The sequence below is a fragment of the Rhodococcus sp. MPR-R1B genome (assembly GCF_058793255.1).
In genome coordinates, this window is sequence record NZ_JBXAFO010000002.1 from 214,586 (window position 1) to 234,322 (window position 19,737).

Consider the following 19,737-nt stretch of genomic DNA (forward strand, 5'->3'; position numbering starts at 1 on the left):
TTCGGAACAGATTTCGCGAAGCCAGGAGGATGGTCGGTGGCCGATCGTAGGCGTCCACTCAAGACGGTGACCGGTGTCAGCGGGGCGGTGAGTATCTACGACGCCGCGATCGATCCGACGACTTCGACGGTCGCGTCCGCGATCGACGTCGCAAAGACGGCCGAGGCGAACAAGATCGACGGACTGTTTGCCGCCGACCTGCTGAGTTTCGGTGCGCAGGGCGCGATCGGTGCGCAGGAGCCGTTGATCTTCCTTGCCGCGCTGAGTGCGGTCACCACCCATGTGGGGCTCATCGCCACCGTCACGACGACGTTTCATCACCCATTCAACCTGGCACGGTTGTTCGGCACCCTGGACCACGTCAGCAATGGTCGAGCCGCATGGAATGCCGTCACTTCCTCACTCGGAGAAGAGAACTACAGCGACCTGGACCTGCCGAGTCCGGAGGAGCGGTACGCCCGAGCGGCCGAATCGCTCGAGGTGGTCAACGCGCTCTTCGACAGCTGGAAGCCCGGCGCCTTGATCCGGGGAGAGGGCTCTGCGGTGCTAGATCCGTCGAGGGTGGTCCCCATCGAGCACCGAGGCAAGTACTTCACCGTGCAGGGGCCGTTGAACATTCCATCCCTGCCGCAGCGTCGTCCGGTCCAATTCCAGGCAGGCCAATCTGCCGGAGGTATCGAACTGGGTGCTCGCTTCGCCGAGGTCGTATTCACTTCTCTCGCAACCTTCGAGGACGCGGTCACCTACACGAAGACGATCCGCGCCAGGGCGGCAGAGTTGGGGCGTGGGGACGAACTGCCACTGATTTTCAGCTCGTTCCACGCAACGTACGGCGCTACCGAAGCCGAAGTCGAACGATTGGTCAGAGAAGCCGAGGAATCGACGGACTTCGACGCCGGACGCACCAGGCTTGCCGACATGTTCGGCGGTGACGTGGATTTCTCGGAATTGCCGCTGGATCGGCCGATCCCGGAGTCGTTGTTGCCGGACCCGTCGTCGGTGAATCGACGACGGGGCCGGGTCGAGATCTTCGGCAAGCTCGCATCACTAGGAAAGACTCTGCGTGAGTTGATCATCGCGTCCAAGGACACCGGCCACTGGGCAGCGGCGGGCACCCCGGAACAGCTCGCGGACGCGATCGAGGAACGATACGACGCGGGCGTACTCGACGTCATCACGCTCGGTGACCTTGCCGATCCGCGTACACGCGATTTCGTCACGAACGGACTGCTGCCGGAACTACGCAAGCGCAGAATCGTGGGAACAGATTACGTCGGGGGTACCTTCCGTGAGAACCTCGAGTTGCCACCGCTGCCACCGGTTTCCAGCACCTAGTTGTTGGAGGCGAGTGAGCGCATGAAGAACATGAGGTTGGCCGGCCGTTCCGCCAGGCGACGCATGAAGTAGCCGTACCACTGGCTGCCGTAGGGAACGTAGACCCGCAGGTGATTGCCTTCGGCTACCAATCTGCGTTGTTCGCCGTCGCGGATGCCGTAGAGCATCTGAAACTCGAAATCCTCGGCTGTCCGTTCGGTCAATGTGGCGAGTTCGAGGGCGGCGTCGATCATGGTGGGATCGTGGGAGGCGACCATCGGGTACCCGTCACCTTCCATCAAGACCTTCAGACAACGCAGGTACGACGCGTCGACTTCGCCGGGCTTTTGGAACGCAACGTCGGCCGGTTCCTTGTATGCACCCTTGCACAGCCGAATTCGTGAACCTGATCCGGAGAAGTGCCGGCAGTCGGCCTCGGTGCGGTGCAGATACGCCTGCAGGACCGTGCCGAGCGTCGGGAAGTCGCGGCGCAACTCTTCGACGATGGACAGTGTCGAGTCGGTGGTGGTGTGATCCTCCGCATCGACGGTGACCCACGCGCCCACTTCGTCTGCCGCTGTGACGATTCGGTGAGCGTTCGCCAGGGCGATCTTCTCGCCGTCGCCGGGAAGTGACTGCCCTAACGCGGAGAGCTTGAGCGAAACCTCGAGAGTGTGTTGCGTCCCAGCCGCTTCGGAAAGCGTTGCGTACGAGCGGAGAAGGGAGAGATAGGCGTCGACGGTAGCTGTTGCCTGAGCTGGATCGGTAGTGTCCTCGCCGAGGTAGTCGACCGTCACGAACCGGCCACTGGTGAGGATGTCGCGTACGGCAGAGACCGCTGCGGGTTCCGCGTCCCCGGCGACGAACCTGTCTACCAGCTTGCGGGTCAGGGTCATCCCGGAGACTGTCTTCTCCAGCCGCGACGAGCGTGCCGCCGCGAGGAGTACCGGGCGCAGCGGGTTGCTCAGCGAGACGGCACTCATCAACGGTTCTCGCTCTCGGCTGGATCGACGTCCTGGTGGGGGTAGCGATGATCGGTGGGAGGAACGAAGGTTTCCTTGACGGTGCGTGTCGACGCCCAACGGAGCAGGTTCTGCGGTGAACCGGCCTTGTCGTTGGTACCGGAAGCTCGAGCGCCGCCGAAGGGCTGTTGTCCGACTACCGCGCCCGTCGGCTTGTCGTTGACGTAGAAGTTTCCGGCGGCGAACCGCAGACCGTGGTGAGCTTGATCGACGGCTGCACGGTCGGTGGCGATCACGGCACCGGTCAGGGCGTACGCGGATCCGCTGTCGATACGAGCGAGGATGTCGGCGTACGCATTCGGTGCGGAGTCGTCGTAGACGTGCAGGGAGAGTATGGGGCCGAAGTACTCGGTGCTGAAGGCCTCGTCACTGGGGTCGTCACCGAGCAGGACCGTCGGCGAGATGAAGAATCCTTCGCGGTCGTCGTAGTCGCCGCCTGCTGCGATGGTGAGGCTGCCGGCCGACTTGGCTCGGACGATCGCGGCGGCATTGCGGTCGAAGGAACGCTGGTCGATGACGGCGCCGCCGAAGTTCGTCAGGTCGGTGACGTCGCCGTACTTCAGTGACGACACTGTGTCGATGAACGTGTCGCCCATCTTGGCCCACACCGATTTCGGGACGAATGCCCGTGACGCGGCCGAGCATTTCTGTCCCTGATAGTCGAAGGCCCCGCGGATCAATGCCGTCGTGAGTACGTCGGGGTCTGCTGAACTGTGTGCGAGTACAAAATCTTTGCCGCCGGTTTCGCCGACGAGACGCGGATACGTCCGGTAGTTCGAGATGTTGGCTCCGACCTCACGCCACAAACGCTGGAACGTTGCGGTCGATCCGGTGAAGTGGATGCCCGCCAGGCGGGGGTCGGCCAGCGCGACCTCAGACACCGTGGGTCCGTCGCCGAGAACAAGATTGATCACCCCGGGCGGGAGGCCGGCGGCTTCGAGTAGTTGCATCGTCAGGTACGCCGCGACGGCCTGCGTCGGTGACGGCTTCCAGATCACGGTGTTGCCCATCAGGGCCGGTGCGCTGGGGAGATTTCCGGCGATGGCGGTGAAATTGAAGGGGGTGATCGCGTAGACAAAACCTTCGAGTGGTCGATATTCGACGCGATTCCACACTCCCGGAGCGGAAACGGGTTGGTCGGCGAGTATCTGACGAGCGAACGCGACGTTGAAACGCCAGAAATCGATCAGTTCGCACGGGGCATCGATCTCGGCCTGATATGCGGTCTTCGACTGACCGAGCATTGTTGCGGCGGCGATGGTTTCGCGCCACGGGCCGGAGAGTAGATCGGCGGCGCGGAGGAAGACCGCAGCTCGGTCGTCGAACGAGAGGTCGCGCCAGGCCGGGGCGGCGAGCGTAGCGGCGTCGATGGCATCACGAACATCCGAGTGCGTTGCGCCCGCAAACGATCCGATGATCGAGCTGTGACGGTGTGGTTGAACTACGCTCTCCCGCTTGCCCTCCGCAGTTCGGTGGACGCCCCCGATGACCTGTCGGATGTCGGTGGGTGTCTCGGCCAGTTCGGAAAGTTTGGTGCGTAGGCGTGATCGTTCCGGGCTTCCCGGTCCGTAATTGTTGACCGGCTCGTTGGAGGGGTGGGGGACATTGGTGACGGCGTCCATGACGATCCTTCGGCAGACTGATGGGTGGGGCAGTTGTCGTGTCGTCATCAGTCAAGCCGAAAGGAGTCGGCGAGTAATCCGCTGATCGGCCAAACTTCTCGGACGCTGTTTGTTCGATCGGCTGAACCATTTCCGCAGGAAAATGCACTATTCTCGAAATTAAGGCGTTGGAACGGTCCGGAAAGTGGGTGGTACGTGGCTATCCGTGAGGTCAGGCTCGACGCGGTCCTTCGGGCGCTGGGCGGAGCCTTTGTCGAGCTCGTCTTCGCGCCGCCAGGTGATGACGTCTTCGTCGACTCCGTGGTGTTTGCGGAGGTCGGGGACCTCACACGCCCCGGAACCGCAGACGTCGAATCCTCTGAGCTCTGGCTCGCTGTCGGTATCGGCGCAGCAGAATTGGCGGCCTGGCTGAACCGCGTCGATCAGAAGGGATCAGCGCCTCGGGCCGTCATGTCGAAGGAGGCCTCGGACACGTCGGTGCGCGCGGCGGCACAGCGCGCCGGGATCGCCTTGATAGCAGTCCATCCGGACGCTCGTTGGGATCGATTGTTCACCACGATCCGGGGCGTGCTCGATCATTCGGTATCCCGTCAAGATTCCGAGGACGTTGTATTCGGCAGTGACACAGACTTGTTCGAGCTGGCGCAGAACGTCGCGTCACTCACGCGGGGGATGGTCAGCATCGAGGACGAGCGTTCCCACGTCATGGCTTATTCGGCATCAGGAGATGCTGCGGACGAGCTCCGCCGGCAATCGATCCTCGGCCGTGAAGGACCTCGGGAATACCTCCGAAAGCTGCAGGAGTGGGGCGTCTTCGAAAGCTTGCGGCGAAGTGACGACGTGGTCGAGGTGCCCGCGCACGAAGACCTCGCGATCAGGCGACGGTTGGTGGTTCCCATTCGCAGAATTTCCGAGAACGTCAAGGGGGAGAGCGGTTTCAGTTCTGATCTGCTCGGCACGATCTGGGTTCAGGAAGGCCCGCTTCCCATCGCCGGCGATGCCGAGAGAGTGCTCCGCGGTGCCGCGGCCATTGCAGCTCGGCTGATTTCGCGCATCCGAGACGCGCCGAGTAACGAGGCGATACAGGTTCAGCGCTTGCTCGGGGTTCGCGGCGGCGGCGTCGATGTTCCTTCTCTGGCGGCCTCGTTGTCCATCCCGATGTCCGGACCCGCGATGGTGATCGGCGTGGCGAGTGTCGGGGGCAGCGTGTTGTCGGCTTCGGGTGAGCTCGTGTCGTCGTTGCGCCTGCACGCCAGTGCCTTTCACCGTGAATCGCTGGTGAGTGCATTCGGCGCCCGGATCTATGTGCTGTTTCCGCGAACCCAATCCGTGAAATCCACAGTCTCGTGGACCCGTGAAGTTGTCGCGCGTTTGGACAAGGTGTCGCCCTCGGGTTTACGGGCCGCAGTCTCGTCGCCGGTTTCGACGCTTGCGGAGGTGGCCCAGGCTCGGGCCGAAGTGGATCGAGTCTTGGACGGAACGTCGGGGGATATTCGTGTGACCACCCTCGCGGACTCGCGCACTCCGGTGCTGCTGGGCGAAATCATGGACGCGATTGCGGCCGACGAGCAACTGCACGATCCGAGAATCGACGCGCTCGACGTCTACGACAGGCGTAACGGGTCGAACATGCGTGAAAGCGTCTCCGTTTACCTCGCGCATTCGGGCGATGTCCGACGCGCGTCCGAGCAGCTTCGCATTCACCCGAACACACTCAGGTATCGGATCAAAAGGGTCGAGGAGATAACAGATACCGACCTGTCCGAGCCCTCGACGAGGCTGTTGATGGAGATTCAGTTGGCGGCGTCCGCTCGCGCAGTGAGTTCGCCGAACCTGTCGGACCCCAGCAGTACTCTTCGCGAATGATCGACTCAGCGAAGGTGCCAGGCGCAGCGCGCGCGTACTTCGACGGCGGAGACGTCCGTGACGTGTTCACCGAAGACGCCGTGGTGCGTGACGACGGCCGGACGTATGTCGGGATCGAAGAAATCGTGGCGTGGAAGTCCGCCGTGTCGACGGCGTTCACCTTCACCCAGAAGATCGAGTCGGTCAACACCCCAGGCTCGGCCGTTGTCGTGTCGGTGAAGGTCGAGGGTGATTTTCCCGGAAGCCCCGTCCAGTTGCATCACCATTTCACTCTCGACGGTGAGCGGATTTCCGCTCTCACGGTGTGCCCCTGATGCCCACCGCTGACGAACTGCTCGGGAAATCCGTCGTCGCCGATCTGGCAGGCTGTCTCGAGCGAGCCTCCGGTCAGACACGCCTCGCCCTCGTTCGGGGTAGTACATCCGAATTCGACGGTATGAGTCTCGGCGAACGTACCCGCGTTGTGCGGGACGCGATGACTGCCGAACTGCCTCAGGATCTTCCGGCCTTCGCCGAGATCATCCGCCGTGCGCTTTCAGCGGAGACCTTCACTGGTTGGATGATCTGGCCGGTGACCGAAGCTGTCGCCGTCACGGCGACACGAAGTGGCTCCGAGTCGGATTTCGACGAGGGAATGGCTCTGCTTGCCGAGCTGACGTCGCGTCTGACGGCCGAATTCGCAATTCGCACATTTCTCGAGACGGACCTTGACCGTTCGCTGGCGATCGCACTCACCTGGACCGGCCATGAAGACGAACACGTCCGGCGCTTGGCGACCGAAGGCACTCGTACTCGTTTGCCCTGGGGAAGACGAGTGAAAGAATTGACGGCGTGTCCCGAGTCGACAATCGCCATTCTCGACGAGCTGTATCAGGATGATTCGGAATACGTACGACGTTCGGTCGCAAACCATCTCAACGATCTCAGTCGTGCTGACGCAGCGCTCGCCGTGTCGACTGCGAAGCGTTGGTTACAGACACCGGATTCCAACACACTGAAAATCGTCAAACATGCATTGCGGACGTTGATCAAGGCCGGCGACCCAGATGCTCTGTCTCTTCTGGGGTTCTCGCCGCCCACCGACGTCGTGGTCGAAGGGTTCGTCATCGACCGCGAAATAGTCGATGCGGGTGGAGAACTCACCTTCGACTTCGCCGTCACGAACAACGGCAGCGAGTCCGTCACCGTCGTGATCGATTACATCGTCCACCACGTGAAGGCCAACGGGACGACGACGCCCAAGGTCTTCAAACTGACAACACGAACGCTCGAGCCTGGGGTGCCGGCCCGCATCGCGAAGAGACATTCCTTCAAACCGATCAGTACCCGGAAGTACTACGCCGGCGACCATGCCGTCGAAGTGCAGATCAACGGTGTACGCCAGGTGCGAGGCGAATTCCGCTTGGAGGCGTGAGTGACCCCACCAGGTGTGGCGGGGTCACTCCAGTACCGATCCAATGCCCGCACGGATGTCAGCGCATGACCTGTACTTGTTCGGCGATATCAGCGGCCAGGGCCATCGCAGTCAGAGCGAGGCCGTTGTTGAGGTCGTATCGCAGTTGTCCGACATGGCCGTCCTGGACAGCGCGGACTCGTTTCCACGTCGGCGACTCGGCTTCGACGGCGTCGGGGTTCTGTAGCAGTACGAAGTCGGCCTGGTCGAAGATCGCGAGCTCCTCGAGGCTGTAGAAAGTCGAATCCTTCCGATCGGGTGCGGCATGGGCGGCGTCAGTCAAGACGTTCAGGCCGAGGTCCTGTGCAACCGACACGGCGAACGTGTTGTTCTGCAGCCAGATCTGACCGCTGTCGGCGCCGGCGATCGCAATCGACTTGCCTTCGAGGAGACCACCGATCTTGGCCCGCGCTTGAGCAAGTTCGGCGTTGTATCGGGCGATGACGCGTTCGGCGACTTCGCGGCGATCGAGCGCCGTGAGCTGCGCGGTCATGGCCTGTTTCCAGGACGAGCCCGTCGTGCCCTCGTCAACGACGAGCACCGGGGCGATGTCAGTGCCGAGCAGGCCCCTGTCCTGGTAGTAATCCCACCAGCCTTTCCCGACAACCAACAGATCGGGGTCGTAGCTCAGTATCGATTCGGCATTCGGTTCGTTGTTCGTCCCACCGAGGCGAGCTGCGCCGGCGGGTACCTGTTGCATGAGCTGAGACTTCGGATCCCAATTGGTCGCGACGATCGGGTACTCGGCCAGTAGTGCAAAATCGAGGGCGCCTCGGGCTTCGAGCACCACGACACGCTTGGGGTCCCGCGGGAGACGGTAGGTCTGGTCTGCGACGACGATGTCGACCCACTCGTCCGAGGCTTCGGTGCCGCTGGATTCGCTCGAACATGCAGACAGTGCGCCCAGTGCACCGAGCGCCGCCGCACCGCTCAGGAACCCGCGTCGTGTCAAGGAATCGATCAGACGGCTGAATTCGTCGTCCACATCTTTTGTCGACTGCAAGGGGGTTTCGGTCGCAGAAGGGGACACCGTCGGGTGGAAGGTTTTGGTCGATTCGATCACAGGCATGAGAAGGCGCAGCTCCATCTGATGTTCCGGGCATTGGCGGGTGCCTAACCAACGTATTCGAACTTCGCAGCCGGAGCCTTACTCGAAAGCGCCAACCGCTCAGCGGATTTGGCCATTCTTCACGGACTCGTGCCACGGGACTCGCCCCTCGGATTCGGCTTGTTGTGGAGGGGCGCGCCCATCTGATCCGAACTCGAGGTATCGTGGCCGTCATGCAGCGCGTCTATTTCTGGTTTAGCAGGCCGGCCCCGGGTGGGCCTGCCGGCGTAACCACGCGCTGACAACCTCCACCCAAGAGCCGGACTACAGACCGGCTCGCTGGAGTTTCTCTTCATCTCTGGGGTCGGCCTGAGAACAGGAAACCGAAAACCCCATGACTGTCACCATCGACACCACCGCAGCTTCGGACAGCCTCGACGATCAGCGCACTGTGAGTATCAGTCCGCTCGTGTCACCGGCGACTGTTCGTGCTCAGCACGCTCCGGACGAGGTCGCGGCCGCAACCGTGCGCACCGGTCGGGCCGACACGATCAACATCCTCAACGGCGACGACGATCGATTGATCGTCGTTGTCGGTCCGTGCTCCGTGCACGATCCGGAAGCGGCGATGGACTACGCCCGCCGGTTGGCTGCCAAGGCCGAAGAACTGCGGGACGATCTGCACATCGTCATGCGCGTCTACTTCGAAAAGCCTCGCACCACTCTCGGGTGGAAGGGCCTGCTCAACGACCCCCACCTCGACGGCACGTTCGACATCAACACCGGGCTCGGTATCGGCCGCAAGTTGCTTCTCGACGTGTCGAGTCTGGGCCTGCCTGTCGGCTGCGAGTTCCTTGATCCGATTATGCCGCAGTACATCGCCGACCTGGTCAGCTACGGTGCGATCGGCGCCCGGACCGCCGCCAGTCAGGTTCACCGTCAGCTGTGCAGCGCGCTGTCCATGCCCGTCGGCATCAAGAATTCCACCGAAGGTGATGTGCAGGTAGCCGTCGACGGTACCCGCGCCGCGGCGGCGAGCCATGTGTTCCCCGGAACGGATCTCGACGGCCAGGCTGCCTTGATTCGGACCGCGGGCAACCCGGACTGCCATGTCATTCTTCGTGGCGGCAGCGACGGACCGAACTACGATGCCGAGACCGTCGCGGATACCCTTGTTCGCCTGCGTAAGTCGAACCTGCCCGAGCGCGTGGTCATCGACGCGAGTCACGGTAACAGCAGCAAGGACCACGAGCGTCAGGTCATCGTGCTGGACGACATTGCCCGACGTCTGACCGAGGGTGAGCAGGGAATCGCCGGCGTCATGTTGGAGAGTTTCATCGAGGCCGGCCGTCAGGACCTGACCTTGGGTAAGGCGGACGAGCTCACCTACGGTCAGTCGATCACCGACGCGTGCATCGACTGGTCCACCACCGCAGCGCAGTTGGACCGTCTGGCGCAGGCCGTTGCGGCTCGGAGGGGCTGACGCCCCCGTGCGCGTTTAGGGAGTGCCTGGACTCGCTAAACGCGCACAGGGCCGCTAGGCCAACACTGCTCGCGTGGCCTCGACCAGGCGCTTCAGCCAGGCGTCCGTGCCGACGGCGCGGCGCAGCGGCTCGTTGGGCAATTCGATGCTGACCGGCAGTCCGGCAGGCAATGTCGACCAGATGTCGGCCAGGGCGATGCCGCCGGTGCCGGGCACCAGACGCTCTTCGCGGGCGTGACGGATCAGTTCTGCGTCATCCGTAGGAGCGGGGGTCGAACCGTCGCACATCTGGGCGTAGTGAAGCCACTCGCGCGGGATGGACGCAAGATCCTCCAGCGTGGTCGCCGAGCGGTCGGTGTGGAGTGCGTCGACCAGGACACTACGAGCCGGACCGTCTGCCGCCGAGACGATCTCGATGGCCGCACGCGCATCGGGCACCGCAGTCCACGGCATGAATTCGAGCGAGGCGACGATGCCGTAGTTCGCGCACAGTTCAGCGAGGCGGGCATAGGAGTCCGTGAGCCGAGCGCGGTCGCGGTCGTCGCCGCCCACCAGAACGGCTTTGGCTCCGAGCTGTGCACCCGCTTCGAGAAGCGGAACGTAGTCGGTGGAGTCGAAGTCGGCTGCAAGGCGGATGATTTCGAGGTCGAATACCTCAACGGGTGAATCGCCTAGTCGACGCACCAATTCGTTCAACCCCTGCTTGTCCTCGTGCAGGGGGTACGCCGTAGTGCCCGGTGCCGCGGGCATCAGACGGATACCGATGGTGTCGAAGCCGTGTTTTTCCGCCAAGTCGACGTGCTGCATCGGTGCGGTATCGAGCACTGTGAGGGCTGCCAGTCCGAGTGAGAGTGTCATGCGTGCGCTCCAACTGTCTTGGCTCCGGCCAGTTCCCGACCTGCCAGATAACCGAACGTCATAGCCGGGCCGAGGTTGATGCCGCCGGACGGGTAGTGCCCGCCCATCACGCTGGCCTGATCGACGCCGACGGCGAGCAATCCCTCGATGGGGCGGTCGTTGTCGTCGAGCACCTGCGACGACGAGTCCGTCACCAGTCCGGCGAAGGTCCCGAAACTCCCTGGCACCACTTTCACCGCGTAGTACGGACCCTTCTGTAAGGGTGCAAGCGACGGGTTCGGCCAGGGGTTGGCGGTATCGCCGGATCCCCGGTTGAACGGTGTTGTGCCGCGACCGAACTCGGGGTCTTCACCGGCCACGGCCCCGACATTGAATGCCTCGATTGTCTTCTCCAACTGCGTCGGATCAGCGCCGATCTTCTCTGCCAGTTCGCGAACGGTGCGACCACGTGTCAGGTATCCCGAGCGCAGGTACGGCTGGATCGGGATCGGCAGGGGCTTGGCCATGCCCAGCGGGAGGTAGCGCACATACTGCTGATCGGCGATCAACCACGAGCACACTTCTTCGCCCTCAGGAACCTGCTCGACCATCGCGAGTGTGTAGTCGTGGTAGCCGAGTGCCTCGTTGACAAAACGCTTGCCGTTCGCGAGAACTCCGATGACACCGGGCTTTCCGCGGTCGAGGATGTGCGGGAACACCCCTTCCTTGCCGTTGCGATAACGAACGATGGAGACGGGGCAGTACGCGACGGGGGAGGCAAGAGTGCGGTCGAGGCGACCACCCACGGATTCGCCGAGGGTGATGCCGTCGCCAGTGGTTGTCTTCGGAGTGAGTGACCAGTGCTCGTTTCCGGTGGGGGTACGGGGGAACAGTTCACGTCGGCGGTCGATGTCCTGGGCGAAGCCGCCGGTGGCCAGTACGACGCCGCGCGTGGCAGTTACCGAGTACGCACCATCCGGACCTTCGAGGCGGACACCGACAACGCGACCGTCATCGTCAGTCTGCAGCGATGTTGCCGACGTTTTCACCCGAATCTCGACGCCGAGATCGAGCGCTGAGCGAAGCATCATGCCGACAAGCGCAGTGCCGTTGACGAGTTGCTGGCCACGACGCTTGGTGGCGAGATCGAACATGTGCTTTGTCACGCGAACGCCACAGTGCACAAATGCTTTCGGCGATCGAGTCGAGTGCAGGAATGCCTGCAGGTCGGGGCCGGCCATGATGCCCATTCCGAGGAATGACGTCTCGTACAACTGTCGACGGAGCAGCGCCGCGACGTCGGGTCCGAGCTTTCGCAAGCTCACCGGTTTCGGTCCGACGGAACGATGACCCGTGCCGGCTCCCGGTGTGTCGCCGTGAATGTCGGCGATCTTGGCTCCGGGAACGAACTTCAGTGCAGTCTTGCGTTCGAAGAACTCGACCATCTCCGGTGCGCCGTCGAGGAGTGCATCCACCTTGGCAGCGTCGAAGTTGTCGCCGAGTCGGTTCTCCAGATATGTCCGCGGCGCCGAACGATCCTCGACAACCCCGTCGGCGATGGCAAACATGTTGCGCGGGGTCCACATCCACCCGCCTGACCAGGCCGTTGCGCCGCCGCAGGTGTCGGCCTTCTCGACAACGAGTACCGACGCGCCGCCATGTGCTGCGGCAATTGCTGTGGAAAGCCCGCCTGCGCCGGAGCCCACGACAACCACGTCGTAGGTGAGGGGGGTACTGCTACTCATTTCTGCTCCTTGGCAGTTGTTGCGAGGGTCGGTGTCGATGTCAGATCGACAACCTTCCCGGTTCGTGACGATTCGTAGATTGCGGCGATGATGGCAAGTGACGCGCGGGCGTCTCGTCCGGTGACGGCGGGTTCGCGCCCGGTCAGGACCGCGTCGGCGAAGTCCTGAACCTGCAGGGTGTGGAAGTCGGTCAGTGCCGCATTGACCGCTCCCACATCGAGATTGGCGTCGATGTCGGCAGAGTACGGCGACTGGAACTCCACTTCGCCGGGCACGGTCCAGATTTCGTTGACACCCTCGTGCCCTTCAGGAAATTCGAGGACGCTGGCGATGGCGCCGGTGCGCCCGATCACTGTCACGCGGTTGCCCAGATTGTGATTGGCACCGGTAGTCGCGGTGACGGTGGCGGTGCCGCCCGAAGCAAAGGATATTACAGCTGACGCACTGTCCTCGGTCTCGATGTGCTCACCGTGGGTGTGGGTGCGGATGAAGCCGCTGACCGAGACGGCCTCGCCCATGAACCAGGCCAGCATGTCGATCTGGTGCACCGCCTGCGTCATGAGCACGCCACCGCCGTCGGTGTCCCAGCGTCCGCGCCACGCGTCGGCCGAGTAGTAACTCGATGGGCGGTGCAGGATCACCGACGCCTCGCCGAGCGTGGGCAGTCCGATACGGCCATCGTCGATGGCGTCCCGGATCCGACGCGCGGCCGGCCAGAAGCGACGTTGGAAGAGGACGCCGAAGGTGATACCGGCGCGGTCGGCGGCCTCGATCATGCGGTCGGCGGCAGCAACATCGACCGCGATGGGCTTCTCGCACAACACATGTACACCCGCTTCGGCAGCGGCCACGACTACCTCTTCATGTACCGGGTGCGGCGTGCAAACGGTGCAGGCGTCGAGTCCGAGGGTGAGAAGTTGCTCCACTGAACTCACGGCTGCGGGAATGCCGTGCGCTGCCGCGAACTCCTGGGCGCGTCCGAGATCGGGATCGCAGCAGCCGATTACCTCGACGCCGGGGACTTGCTGCAGGGCTCGGGCATGGTTGCCGGCGATCTTGCCGCAGCCGACGATTCCGACTTTCAACGTCATCAGAAATGATCTTCTGCTTCGACGTCCCGCGCCGCAGACTCGCCGCGGTCGAGACTGTTCAGTGCTTCGATGTCCTCGCCGGAGAGGGTCACGTCGAGTGCTGCCAGGTTCTCGGCCTGACGCGTCGGGTTCGCTGATCGCGCGACCGGAACCACACCCTGCGCGACGTGCCAAGCGAGGACCACTTGAGCTGGTGTGCAACCGATTCGACCGGCGATCTCCCCGACCACGGCGTTGTCGAGAACATCGCCGCGGCCGAGCGGGCTCCACGACTGCGTGAAGATTCCGAGTTCGTCGTTGGCGCGGCGCACAGGAATTCGCGCGAGCGACGGGTCCATCTGAATCTGGTTGACTGCCGGTGCCTCGCCGGTTTCGGCGACGACGCGGCGCAGGTGGTGCTCGAGGAAGTTCGACACACCCACGTACCGAACCAGTCCGGCGTCGCGGCAGGCCAGCATCGCCTCGAACGACGCAACGTAACGATCGATTCGCGGGAGCGGCCAGTGGATCAGGAACAGATCGAGTTGATCCAGTCCCAGTCGTTCCAGGCTCTGCTCGAGCGCTCCGCGGATGTCACCGGAAACCTGGTCGTTTCCACGAAGTTTGGTGGTGACAAACAGTTCTTCTCGCGGTAGGCCCGACTCCGCCAACGCTACGCCGACGGCGTCCTCGTTGCCGTAGATCGCGGCGGTGTCGATGAGGCGGTACCCGGCCTCGATGCCGGAGAGAACCGAGTTCGTGGCGTCGGCACCGACCAGGGGCCAGGTTCCGAGTCCAATGGGCGGCAATGCAGTTGCCACGGGTGTGGCTGCCTGTGTGGTCATGCGTGAACCTCCTGACGTGCCGCAGCGGCGGCGGTGATCGCGACGGCAACGTCGGCTGCGGTCACGAGTGCGGCATGGATGGACCCGCCGTCACCGCTCGCGTCGCCGACGGTATGTACTCCGAGTCGTGGTGCCAGTGAACGGAGTTCGGCAAGAAGTTCCGAACGCGGCTCGACGCCTTGCGAGATCAGCAGCTCGCCGGGGGCGTCGACTTCGCTCAGTACACCGCCTGTCGAGATCATGACCCGATCGGCGTCGACTTTGGTGACGATCGAGCTCAGGTAGGTCGTGAGGTTCTCACTTGCGGCCAGGCGCGGCAGCAGCACGATCTTGCCGCGTCGGCCGACGTCGTGCGCGATGGTTTCCTGCGGCCCGATCATGACGACCTGGGTGCCCTTCTGGAGCAGATCGTCTGCGACGGCAGCAGCCTCGCGGTCGGCGCCGAAAATGGTGATTGCCTCGGGGGCCGGATCTCCGGAAACAAGGAACTCGCGAACGTCACGGACGGTTCGGGTCTGCGCGCCGGGGAGGTCAGTCACGGGACCGTGCCCACCGGCAGCAAGAACGATCGCGTCGAAGTCGCTGTTTGCGAGCAATGCTGCGTCAGCTCTGGTCGAGGTGTGGCACTGCACCCCGAGTTCGGCCAGTTCCGCGAGGTACCAGTCCACGATCCGCCCGTATTCGGGATATTCGTGCAGCTTCGATGCCAGAGCGAAGTCGCCACCGAGGCTGGGGCGTTCGTCGTACAGGTCGACGCGATGACCGGCAAGTGCCAGGTCGCGGGCAGCGGCCATTCCGGACGGACCGGCACCGATGACGGCGACCCGCACGGTGGCATCAGCCGGCTTTGTGGGCTGATCCAGTTCACGTCCGACCCACGGGTTGACAGAGCAGGGAATGGGACCGGCAGCCAGGCTGTCGATGCAGTAGTTGCAGGCGATGCACGGGCGGTAGCGGCCACCGTCGATAGCGCGATTCGGGAAGTCCGGATCGGCGTGCAACGTACGGGCCATGCTGACGAAGTTGGCCTGCCCGGATTCGATGATCTGCGCGGCGATCTCCGGCGACGTGATGCGTCCGGCCACACCAACCGGGATGTCGAAGTCGCGCTGGTACTGCTCGGAGTACGGCGCGAGGAGTCCACGGGACCATTCACCGGGCTGGATGATCCACTGTCCCGCTTCGTAGTTGCCGGCCGAGACGTCGAGGAAATCGAGTCGGTCGGTGTCGATGGCGCCGATGCGAGCGCGAGTCATCTCGGCGTCGAGTCCGCCGTCGATGCCTTCGAAGGCTGAGAATCGGAGTCCCAGAGTGATTCCCGGTGCGTGCTCGTGGACGGAGGCGATGACCTTGTTGACGAACAAGGTGGGGTCGGCCCACTCGTCGTCGCGGTGATTGTAAGCAGGGGAGAGGAACTGGTGGATCAGATACCCGTGGCCACCGTGCAGGGAGATGACGTCGACGCCGGCCTGCTGGCAGCGTGCCGCGGCTTCACCGAAACATTCGATGATGTGCTCGATGTCGTCGCCGTCGAGTTGTTCTGGCATCTCGCCGCCGACAACCAAACACGGAATCGGTGTCGGGGCAACGGGAACAAACCCGCTGACAGAACCTTGCGCCGTACGTCCACCGTGGTTGAGTTCGACTCCGACGAGGGCGCCGTGAGCGTGGATCGCGTCGGCCATCTTCTTGATGCCGGGAATCCGTTCGTCGACGTCGACGCCCATCTGCCGGATGCGTCCCTTGCCGTCGGCACGCACGTAGCTGGCTTCGGTGAAGATCAGTGCAGCACCACCTTCGGCGCGGCGGGCGAGGTACGCGATGTACTCGTCCGTCATGGTGCCGTCGACTTCGCAGTAGTTGCGTTCCATCGGGGCGGACACGAACCGGTTCCGGAGGCGGACGCTGCCCATGTCGAGAGGTTCGGCGAAAGGCGCAGTCACATTCATCAGTGCTCCTGGTACTTCGCGAGAAAGTAGGTGTTCGGTTGTGCTCATGCGCATGCCGTCTCGGAGAGCAGCTCGCTCAGATGGCTGCGCATGCGATCCGTATCGGCTTCGACACCGGTCAGGAGTGTGAAGGTGTCAGAGGCTTGAGCCACCAGCATCTGCCCACCGTCGAGAACCGCGCATCCGAGAGCAGCTGCAGCGTCGAGCAATTCGGTGTGCATAGGTCGATAAACGATGTCAGCGACCCACAATCCGGAATGCAACGCCGCAGGGTCGAAGGGAGTTCCGGGGTGACCCACCATGCCGATCGGAGATGCATTGACGACGCCGTCGCACGTCGTCAGGTTAAGGGATATCTCACCGATCGCCAAAGCCGTTGTGCGCGTGCCAGGGAAGGCCGAGGCGACGCGAGAACACACATCGGCAGCGCGATCGGGATCAATATCTGCGATGCGAAGATCCGTGGTACCGGCGGCGGCGAGTGCGTATGCCACAGCGGAACCCGCCCCTCCTGCCCCGGCAAGCACCACTCGGTCCAAGGCGGCGTCGGGCAAACCGCGCTGCAGTGCTGTGAGGAATCCGCTGTGGTCAGTGTTGTGGCCGATCAAACGGCCGTTGTCGACCACAACCGTGTTGACGGCACCGAGCAACCGCGCGTTGTCGGACAGCTCGTCGAGCGCGTCCACGACAACCTGCTTGCACGGGTGGGTGATGTTCAGTCCGGTGAAATCGCCCGCGACGGCGCCACGCACCACCTCACCGGTTTTCTCGACCGAGATGTTCAGGTTCTCGAGATCGATCAGTTCGTAGCTGTAATCGTCGAGTCCGAGTGCTGCTGCTTCGTGTGCGTGCAACGCGGGCGAGAGTGAGGTGGCGATACCCGACCCGACAAGGCCGATACGGTGACGTGTGTATTCGGTAGTCATGACATTCTCCTGCATAAGTGGGGACGGCCCCTCGCGGCAATTCATCGCGAGGGGCCGGTCCGGTCAAGCGTTGTTGCTGGTGAGCTCTGAGTCCTGCTTGATCGGCAGGCTCGGCTTCGGTTGGCCCAGTTCTGCTGTGGGCGTGCGGTACGTTTCCGGTCCGGTCATTGCCGCGATGGCGGAGATGACGGCGAAGCCCAGGCACATCCATGCAACCGGTGTCCAGTTGCTCTTGTCTCCGGCCGAGATCGCCTGGGCGATAGCCGGCGTGAAGCCGGCGACAAGGAGTCCGAGCATGAGGCTGACGGCCATTCCGGTGTATCGGACCTTCGCGGGGAACTGCTCCGGGAAGTATGCCGGGTACGTGCCGTTGGGCATCGCGTAGAAGATTCCGATCATGACGATTCCCGAAGCGAAGACCATGGGGACGCTTTGGGTTCCGATCGAATGGAAGAACACGAAGATCATCAGGCCGGCTCCGATGGCGCCGACGACGAAGATGGGCTTACGTCCGTAGCGATCCGAGAGAATGCCGAACAGCGGCTGAGTCAGTACGGCAACAAAATTGGCGGTCGCGATGGCCCACAGCATCGTGGAGCGTTCGAAGCCGGATTCGACGGCGTACGCCAGGGCGAAGACGTTGACGATGGTGTTGATCATCGCGAAGGTCGAGCTCATGCTGATACGGATCACGGTGCGCCAGTGCGAGCGGAACATCTCGACGACGGGAATTCCGGCCGTCTCGTCCTGTTCCTTGAGTTCCTCGAATACCTCGGGCTCATCCAGGGCGCGACGTAGCCACAGCGCGACGACGGTCACGATGATGCTGAGCCAGAAGGGAACTCGCCAACCCCACGAGTAGAGGTCTTCGTCGGGCAGGCTCGCCACTGGGATGAATACCAGGCTGGAGACGACGATGCCGAACATGATCCCGCTCATGGTGAACGAGGTGAAGAACGAACGACGGTGATCAGGTGCGTGTTCGAGCGTCAGTGCCGAAGAGCCGGGTGATTCACCGCCGGCAGAGAGCCCTTGAAGAAGGCGAAGCAAGACGAGAATGATCGGCGCGGCGATGCCGATCTGGTCGTAGGTCGGCAGGCAACCGACGATGACCGTCGCAACACCCATGAGGAGCAGGCAGGCGAGAAGCGCGTTCTTGCGTCCGTACCGATCGCCGAGGTGTCCCCACAGCACTGCGCCGAGTGGGCGGGCGACGTAGGCCACGCCCAGGGTGCTGATCGAGAGCAGCGTTGCCGTCGAGCCGCCGCCAGGAAAGAAGATCTTGGGGAACACGAGCGCGGCTGCGGAGCCGTAGATGAAGAAGTCGTAGTACTCGAGGGTGCTGCCGAGGAAGCCCGAAACGGCGGCGCGGCGCGCATTCGAATTCGGGTGCTCCGCAGTGGAGTGCGTGGAACCGGTGGAGTTGATCGGTGGTGCCATGTGAAGTCCTTTCGTCCCGATGGGCCGGCCGTGGCGGCACGTTTGGTGATGCACCACGCATCGGTGACGTCCCTCACCTTTCGGCGGCTGAGACGACAGTGCCACGAAGGACTATGGCGCGTCCAACACTAAATGAGTCTCAGATAATGACGTTTTTGGTCTCAATCTCCGGCGTCGGCAGAATCTCCTCGGACGTCTCCAGTGCGACGGCGAGTGCATCGGTCATATGCCGGGGTGACCAGGCAATTCCGTGATTCATGAACGTCGGCTCGCCGGTGAGTGGGACGAACACACTGCCAGGTGGGGTGATAGCAGCCATGCCGGACGTCATCAGCGCTACACCGACGCCGGCGGCAACGAGCATCAGGATCATGTACGGATCGGTGATTTCCTGAACCACGCGAGGCCTGAAGTCTGCGTTCATGCAGGCGCGCATCGCGGTTTCCTGGAGGGCGGAGCCGGCTGAGAGCGGGGTGGTCACGAATCCGTCGTCGGCCAATTCGCGGAGATCGATCGCGTCCCTCTCGGCAAGGGGATGGTCGATCGGAAGTACGGCGCCGAACGCCTCCCGTCGGATCAGCCGGGTAGACAGTGATGCGGATTCCACCGGTAGTCCGACGAAGGCGAGGTCGAGGGCGCCGCTCTCGAGTTGAATGACCGCGTCGCGCGTCATGATCCGGCCGAGGAGTGTCAGTTCGACTTCCGGATAGCGCTGACGCAACGCGCGGGTGAGTGGCGGAAGTGCTTGATAGTTGAGCACTCCGGTGAACCCGATTGTGACTCGTCCGTAGACGCCTCCCGACGACGCGCGCGTAGCGTGTCGTGCCGTCTCCATGTTCTCGATGACGCGATAGGCGTGGGGGAGAAAGGCATGTCCGCCGGATGTGAGTGCGACGCTGCGAGTGCTTCGTTCGAACAACTTGACGCCGATGTCCTTTTCGAGCTTTCGGATCATCTGGCTGAGCGGCGACTGGGCCATCTGGAGCCGTGATGCGGCCCGCCCGAAGTGAAGTTCTTCCGCAACCGCGACAAACGCGTGCAACCAGCGGGTTTCCATCGGCAAGGCCTCCAGGTATTTGACGTTGACAACAAACGCCATATATTCAGAATTTCTACA

General features: G+C 63.1%; 16 protein-coding genes. 5 read left to right on the forward strand and 11 right to left on the reverse strand.

Annotated elements, in window-relative coordinates; all coding sequences use genetic code 11:
• Window positions 1-36: 36 nt before the first annotated feature.
• On the forward strand, window positions 37-1,335 hold the full coding sequence (locus AC1Q61_RS03710; RefSeq protein WP_492650939.1) for an NtaA/DmoA family FMN-dependent monooxygenase: 1,299 nt from the start codon (window positions 37-39) through the stop codon (window positions 1,333-1,335).
• Here the strand turns inward: AC1Q61_RS03710 and AC1Q61_RS03715 are convergent.
• Together AC1Q61_RS03715 and pruA are read right to left on the reverse strand one after the other, a co-directional pair.
• A complete protein-coding gene (locus tag AC1Q61_RS03715; protein WP_019745000.1) occupies window positions 1,332-2,297 on the reverse strand; it encodes a proline dehydrogenase family protein in 966 nt (321 codons plus the stop codon). The genes AC1Q61_RS03710 and AC1Q61_RS03715 overlap by 4 nt on opposite strands.
• Window positions 2,297-3,958 carry an L-glutamate gamma-semialdehyde dehydrogenase gene (pruA, locus tag AC1Q61_RS03720; RefSeq protein ID WP_492650938.1) on the reverse strand — a complete coding sequence of 554 codons (1,662 nt, stop codon included), beginning with the start codon at window positions 3,956-3,958 and terminating at the stop codon, window positions 2,297-2,299. Before pruA ends, AC1Q61_RS03715 begins: the two co-directional genes overlap by 1 nt.
• Window positions 3,959-4,153: 195 nt before the next feature.
• On the opposite strand from pruA, the gene AC1Q61_RS03725 reads away from it, so the two are divergent.
• The 3 genes from AC1Q61_RS03725 to AC1Q61_RS03735 are packed head-to-tail and all read left to right on the forward strand — an operon-like array spanning window position 4,154 to window position 7,238.
• Window positions 4,154-5,824 carry a PucR family transcriptional regulator gene (locus tag AC1Q61_RS03725; RefSeq protein WP_492650937.1) on the forward strand — a complete coding sequence of 557 codons (1,671 nt, stop codon included), beginning with the start codon at window positions 4,154-4,156 and terminating at the stop codon, window positions 5,822-5,824.
• The gene (locus tag AC1Q61_RS03730; RefSeq protein WP_428689353.1) at window positions 5,821-6,138 is read left to right on the forward strand and encodes a nuclear transport factor 2 family protein; all 318 of its coding nucleotides are present in this window, start codon (window positions 5,821-5,823) and stop codon (window positions 6,136-6,138) included. The genes AC1Q61_RS03725 and AC1Q61_RS03730 overlap by 4 nt, the downstream gene beginning before the upstream one ends.
• On the forward strand, window positions 6,138-7,238 hold the full coding sequence (locus tag AC1Q61_RS03735; RefSeq protein ID WP_021345330.1) for a DNA alkylation repair protein: 1,101 nt from the start codon (window positions 6,138-6,140) through the stop codon (window positions 7,236-7,238). The genes AC1Q61_RS03730 and AC1Q61_RS03735 overlap by 1 nt, the downstream gene beginning before the upstream one ends.
• A gap of 58 nt (window positions 7,239-7,296) precedes the next feature.
• Here AC1Q61_RS03735 and AC1Q61_RS03740 read toward each other — a convergent pair whose 3' ends face one another.
• Entirely contained in the window at window positions 7,297-8,346 is a 1,050-nt protein-coding gene (locus tag AC1Q61_RS03740; protein ID WP_492650936.1) for an ABC transporter substrate-binding protein, read from the reverse strand.
• A gap of 373 nt (window positions 8,347-8,719) precedes the next feature.
• Here AC1Q61_RS03740 and AC1Q61_RS03745 point away from each other — a divergent pair, with 373 nt between their 5' ends.
• Window positions 8,720-9,808 (forward strand): 3-deoxy-7-phosphoheptulonate synthase, encoded by a 1,089-nt coding sequence (locus AC1Q61_RS03745; protein ID WP_492650935.1) that lies wholly within the window; start codon window positions 8,720-8,722, stop codon window positions 9,806-9,808.
• Window positions 9,809-9,862: 54 nt separating this feature from the next.
• Here AC1Q61_RS03745 and AC1Q61_RS03750 read toward each other — a convergent pair whose 3' ends face one another.
• The 8 genes from AC1Q61_RS03750 to AC1Q61_RS03785 form a co-directional block, all read right to left on the reverse strand.
• Window positions 9,863-10,666 carry a sugar phosphate isomerase/epimerase family protein gene (locus AC1Q61_RS03750; RefSeq protein ID WP_141488502.1) on the reverse strand — a complete coding sequence of 268 codons (804 nt, stop codon included), beginning with the start codon at window positions 10,664-10,666 and terminating at the stop codon, window positions 9,863-9,865.
• The gene (locus tag AC1Q61_RS03755; protein WP_070795805.1) at window positions 10,663-12,390 is read right to left on the reverse strand and encodes an FAD-dependent oxidoreductase; all 1,728 of its coding nucleotides are present in this window, start codon (window positions 12,388-12,390) and stop codon (window positions 10,663-10,665) included. The genes AC1Q61_RS03750 and AC1Q61_RS03755 overlap by 4 nt, the downstream gene beginning before the upstream one ends.
• Complete coding sequence (locus AC1Q61_RS03760; RefSeq protein WP_492650934.1) at window positions 12,387-13,481, reverse strand: Gfo/Idh/MocA family protein; 1,095 nt, start codon at window positions 13,479-13,481, stop codon at window positions 12,387-12,389. Before AC1Q61_RS03760 ends, AC1Q61_RS03755 begins: the two co-directional genes overlap by 4 nt.
• Window positions 13,481-14,305 carry an aldo/keto reductase gene (locus tag AC1Q61_RS03765; protein ID WP_492650933.1) on the reverse strand — a complete coding sequence of 275 codons (825 nt, stop codon included), beginning with the start codon at window positions 14,303-14,305 and terminating at the stop codon, window positions 13,481-13,483. The genes AC1Q61_RS03760 and AC1Q61_RS03765 overlap by 1 nt, the downstream gene beginning before the upstream one ends.
• Window positions 14,302-16,254 carry an oxidoreductase gene (locus AC1Q61_RS03770; protein ID WP_042921743.1) on the reverse strand — a complete coding sequence of 651 codons (1,953 nt, stop codon included), beginning with the start codon at window positions 16,252-16,254 and terminating at the stop codon, window positions 14,302-14,304. The genes AC1Q61_RS03765 and AC1Q61_RS03770 overlap by 4 nt, the downstream gene beginning before the upstream one ends.
• Window positions 16,255-16,298: 44 nt before the next feature.
• Window positions 16,299-17,180: a shikimate dehydrogenase gene (locus AC1Q61_RS03775; RefSeq protein WP_133727967.1), complete on the reverse strand. Its 882-nt coding sequence runs from the start codon at window positions 17,178-17,180 to the stop codon at window positions 16,299-16,301.
• Between the two features lie 63 nt (window positions 17,181-17,243).
• Complete coding sequence (locus tag AC1Q61_RS03780) at window positions 17,244-18,620, reverse strand: MFS transporter (RefSeq protein WP_020908842.1); 1,377 nt, start codon at window positions 18,618-18,620, stop codon at window positions 17,244-17,246.
• A gap of 139 nt (window positions 18,621-18,759) precedes the next feature.
• A complete protein-coding gene (locus AC1Q61_RS03785) occupies window positions 18,760-19,677 on the reverse strand; it encodes a LysR family transcriptional regulator (RefSeq protein ID WP_020970528.1) in 918 nt (305 codons plus the stop codon).
• Window positions 19,678-19,737 lie beyond the last annotated feature (60 nt).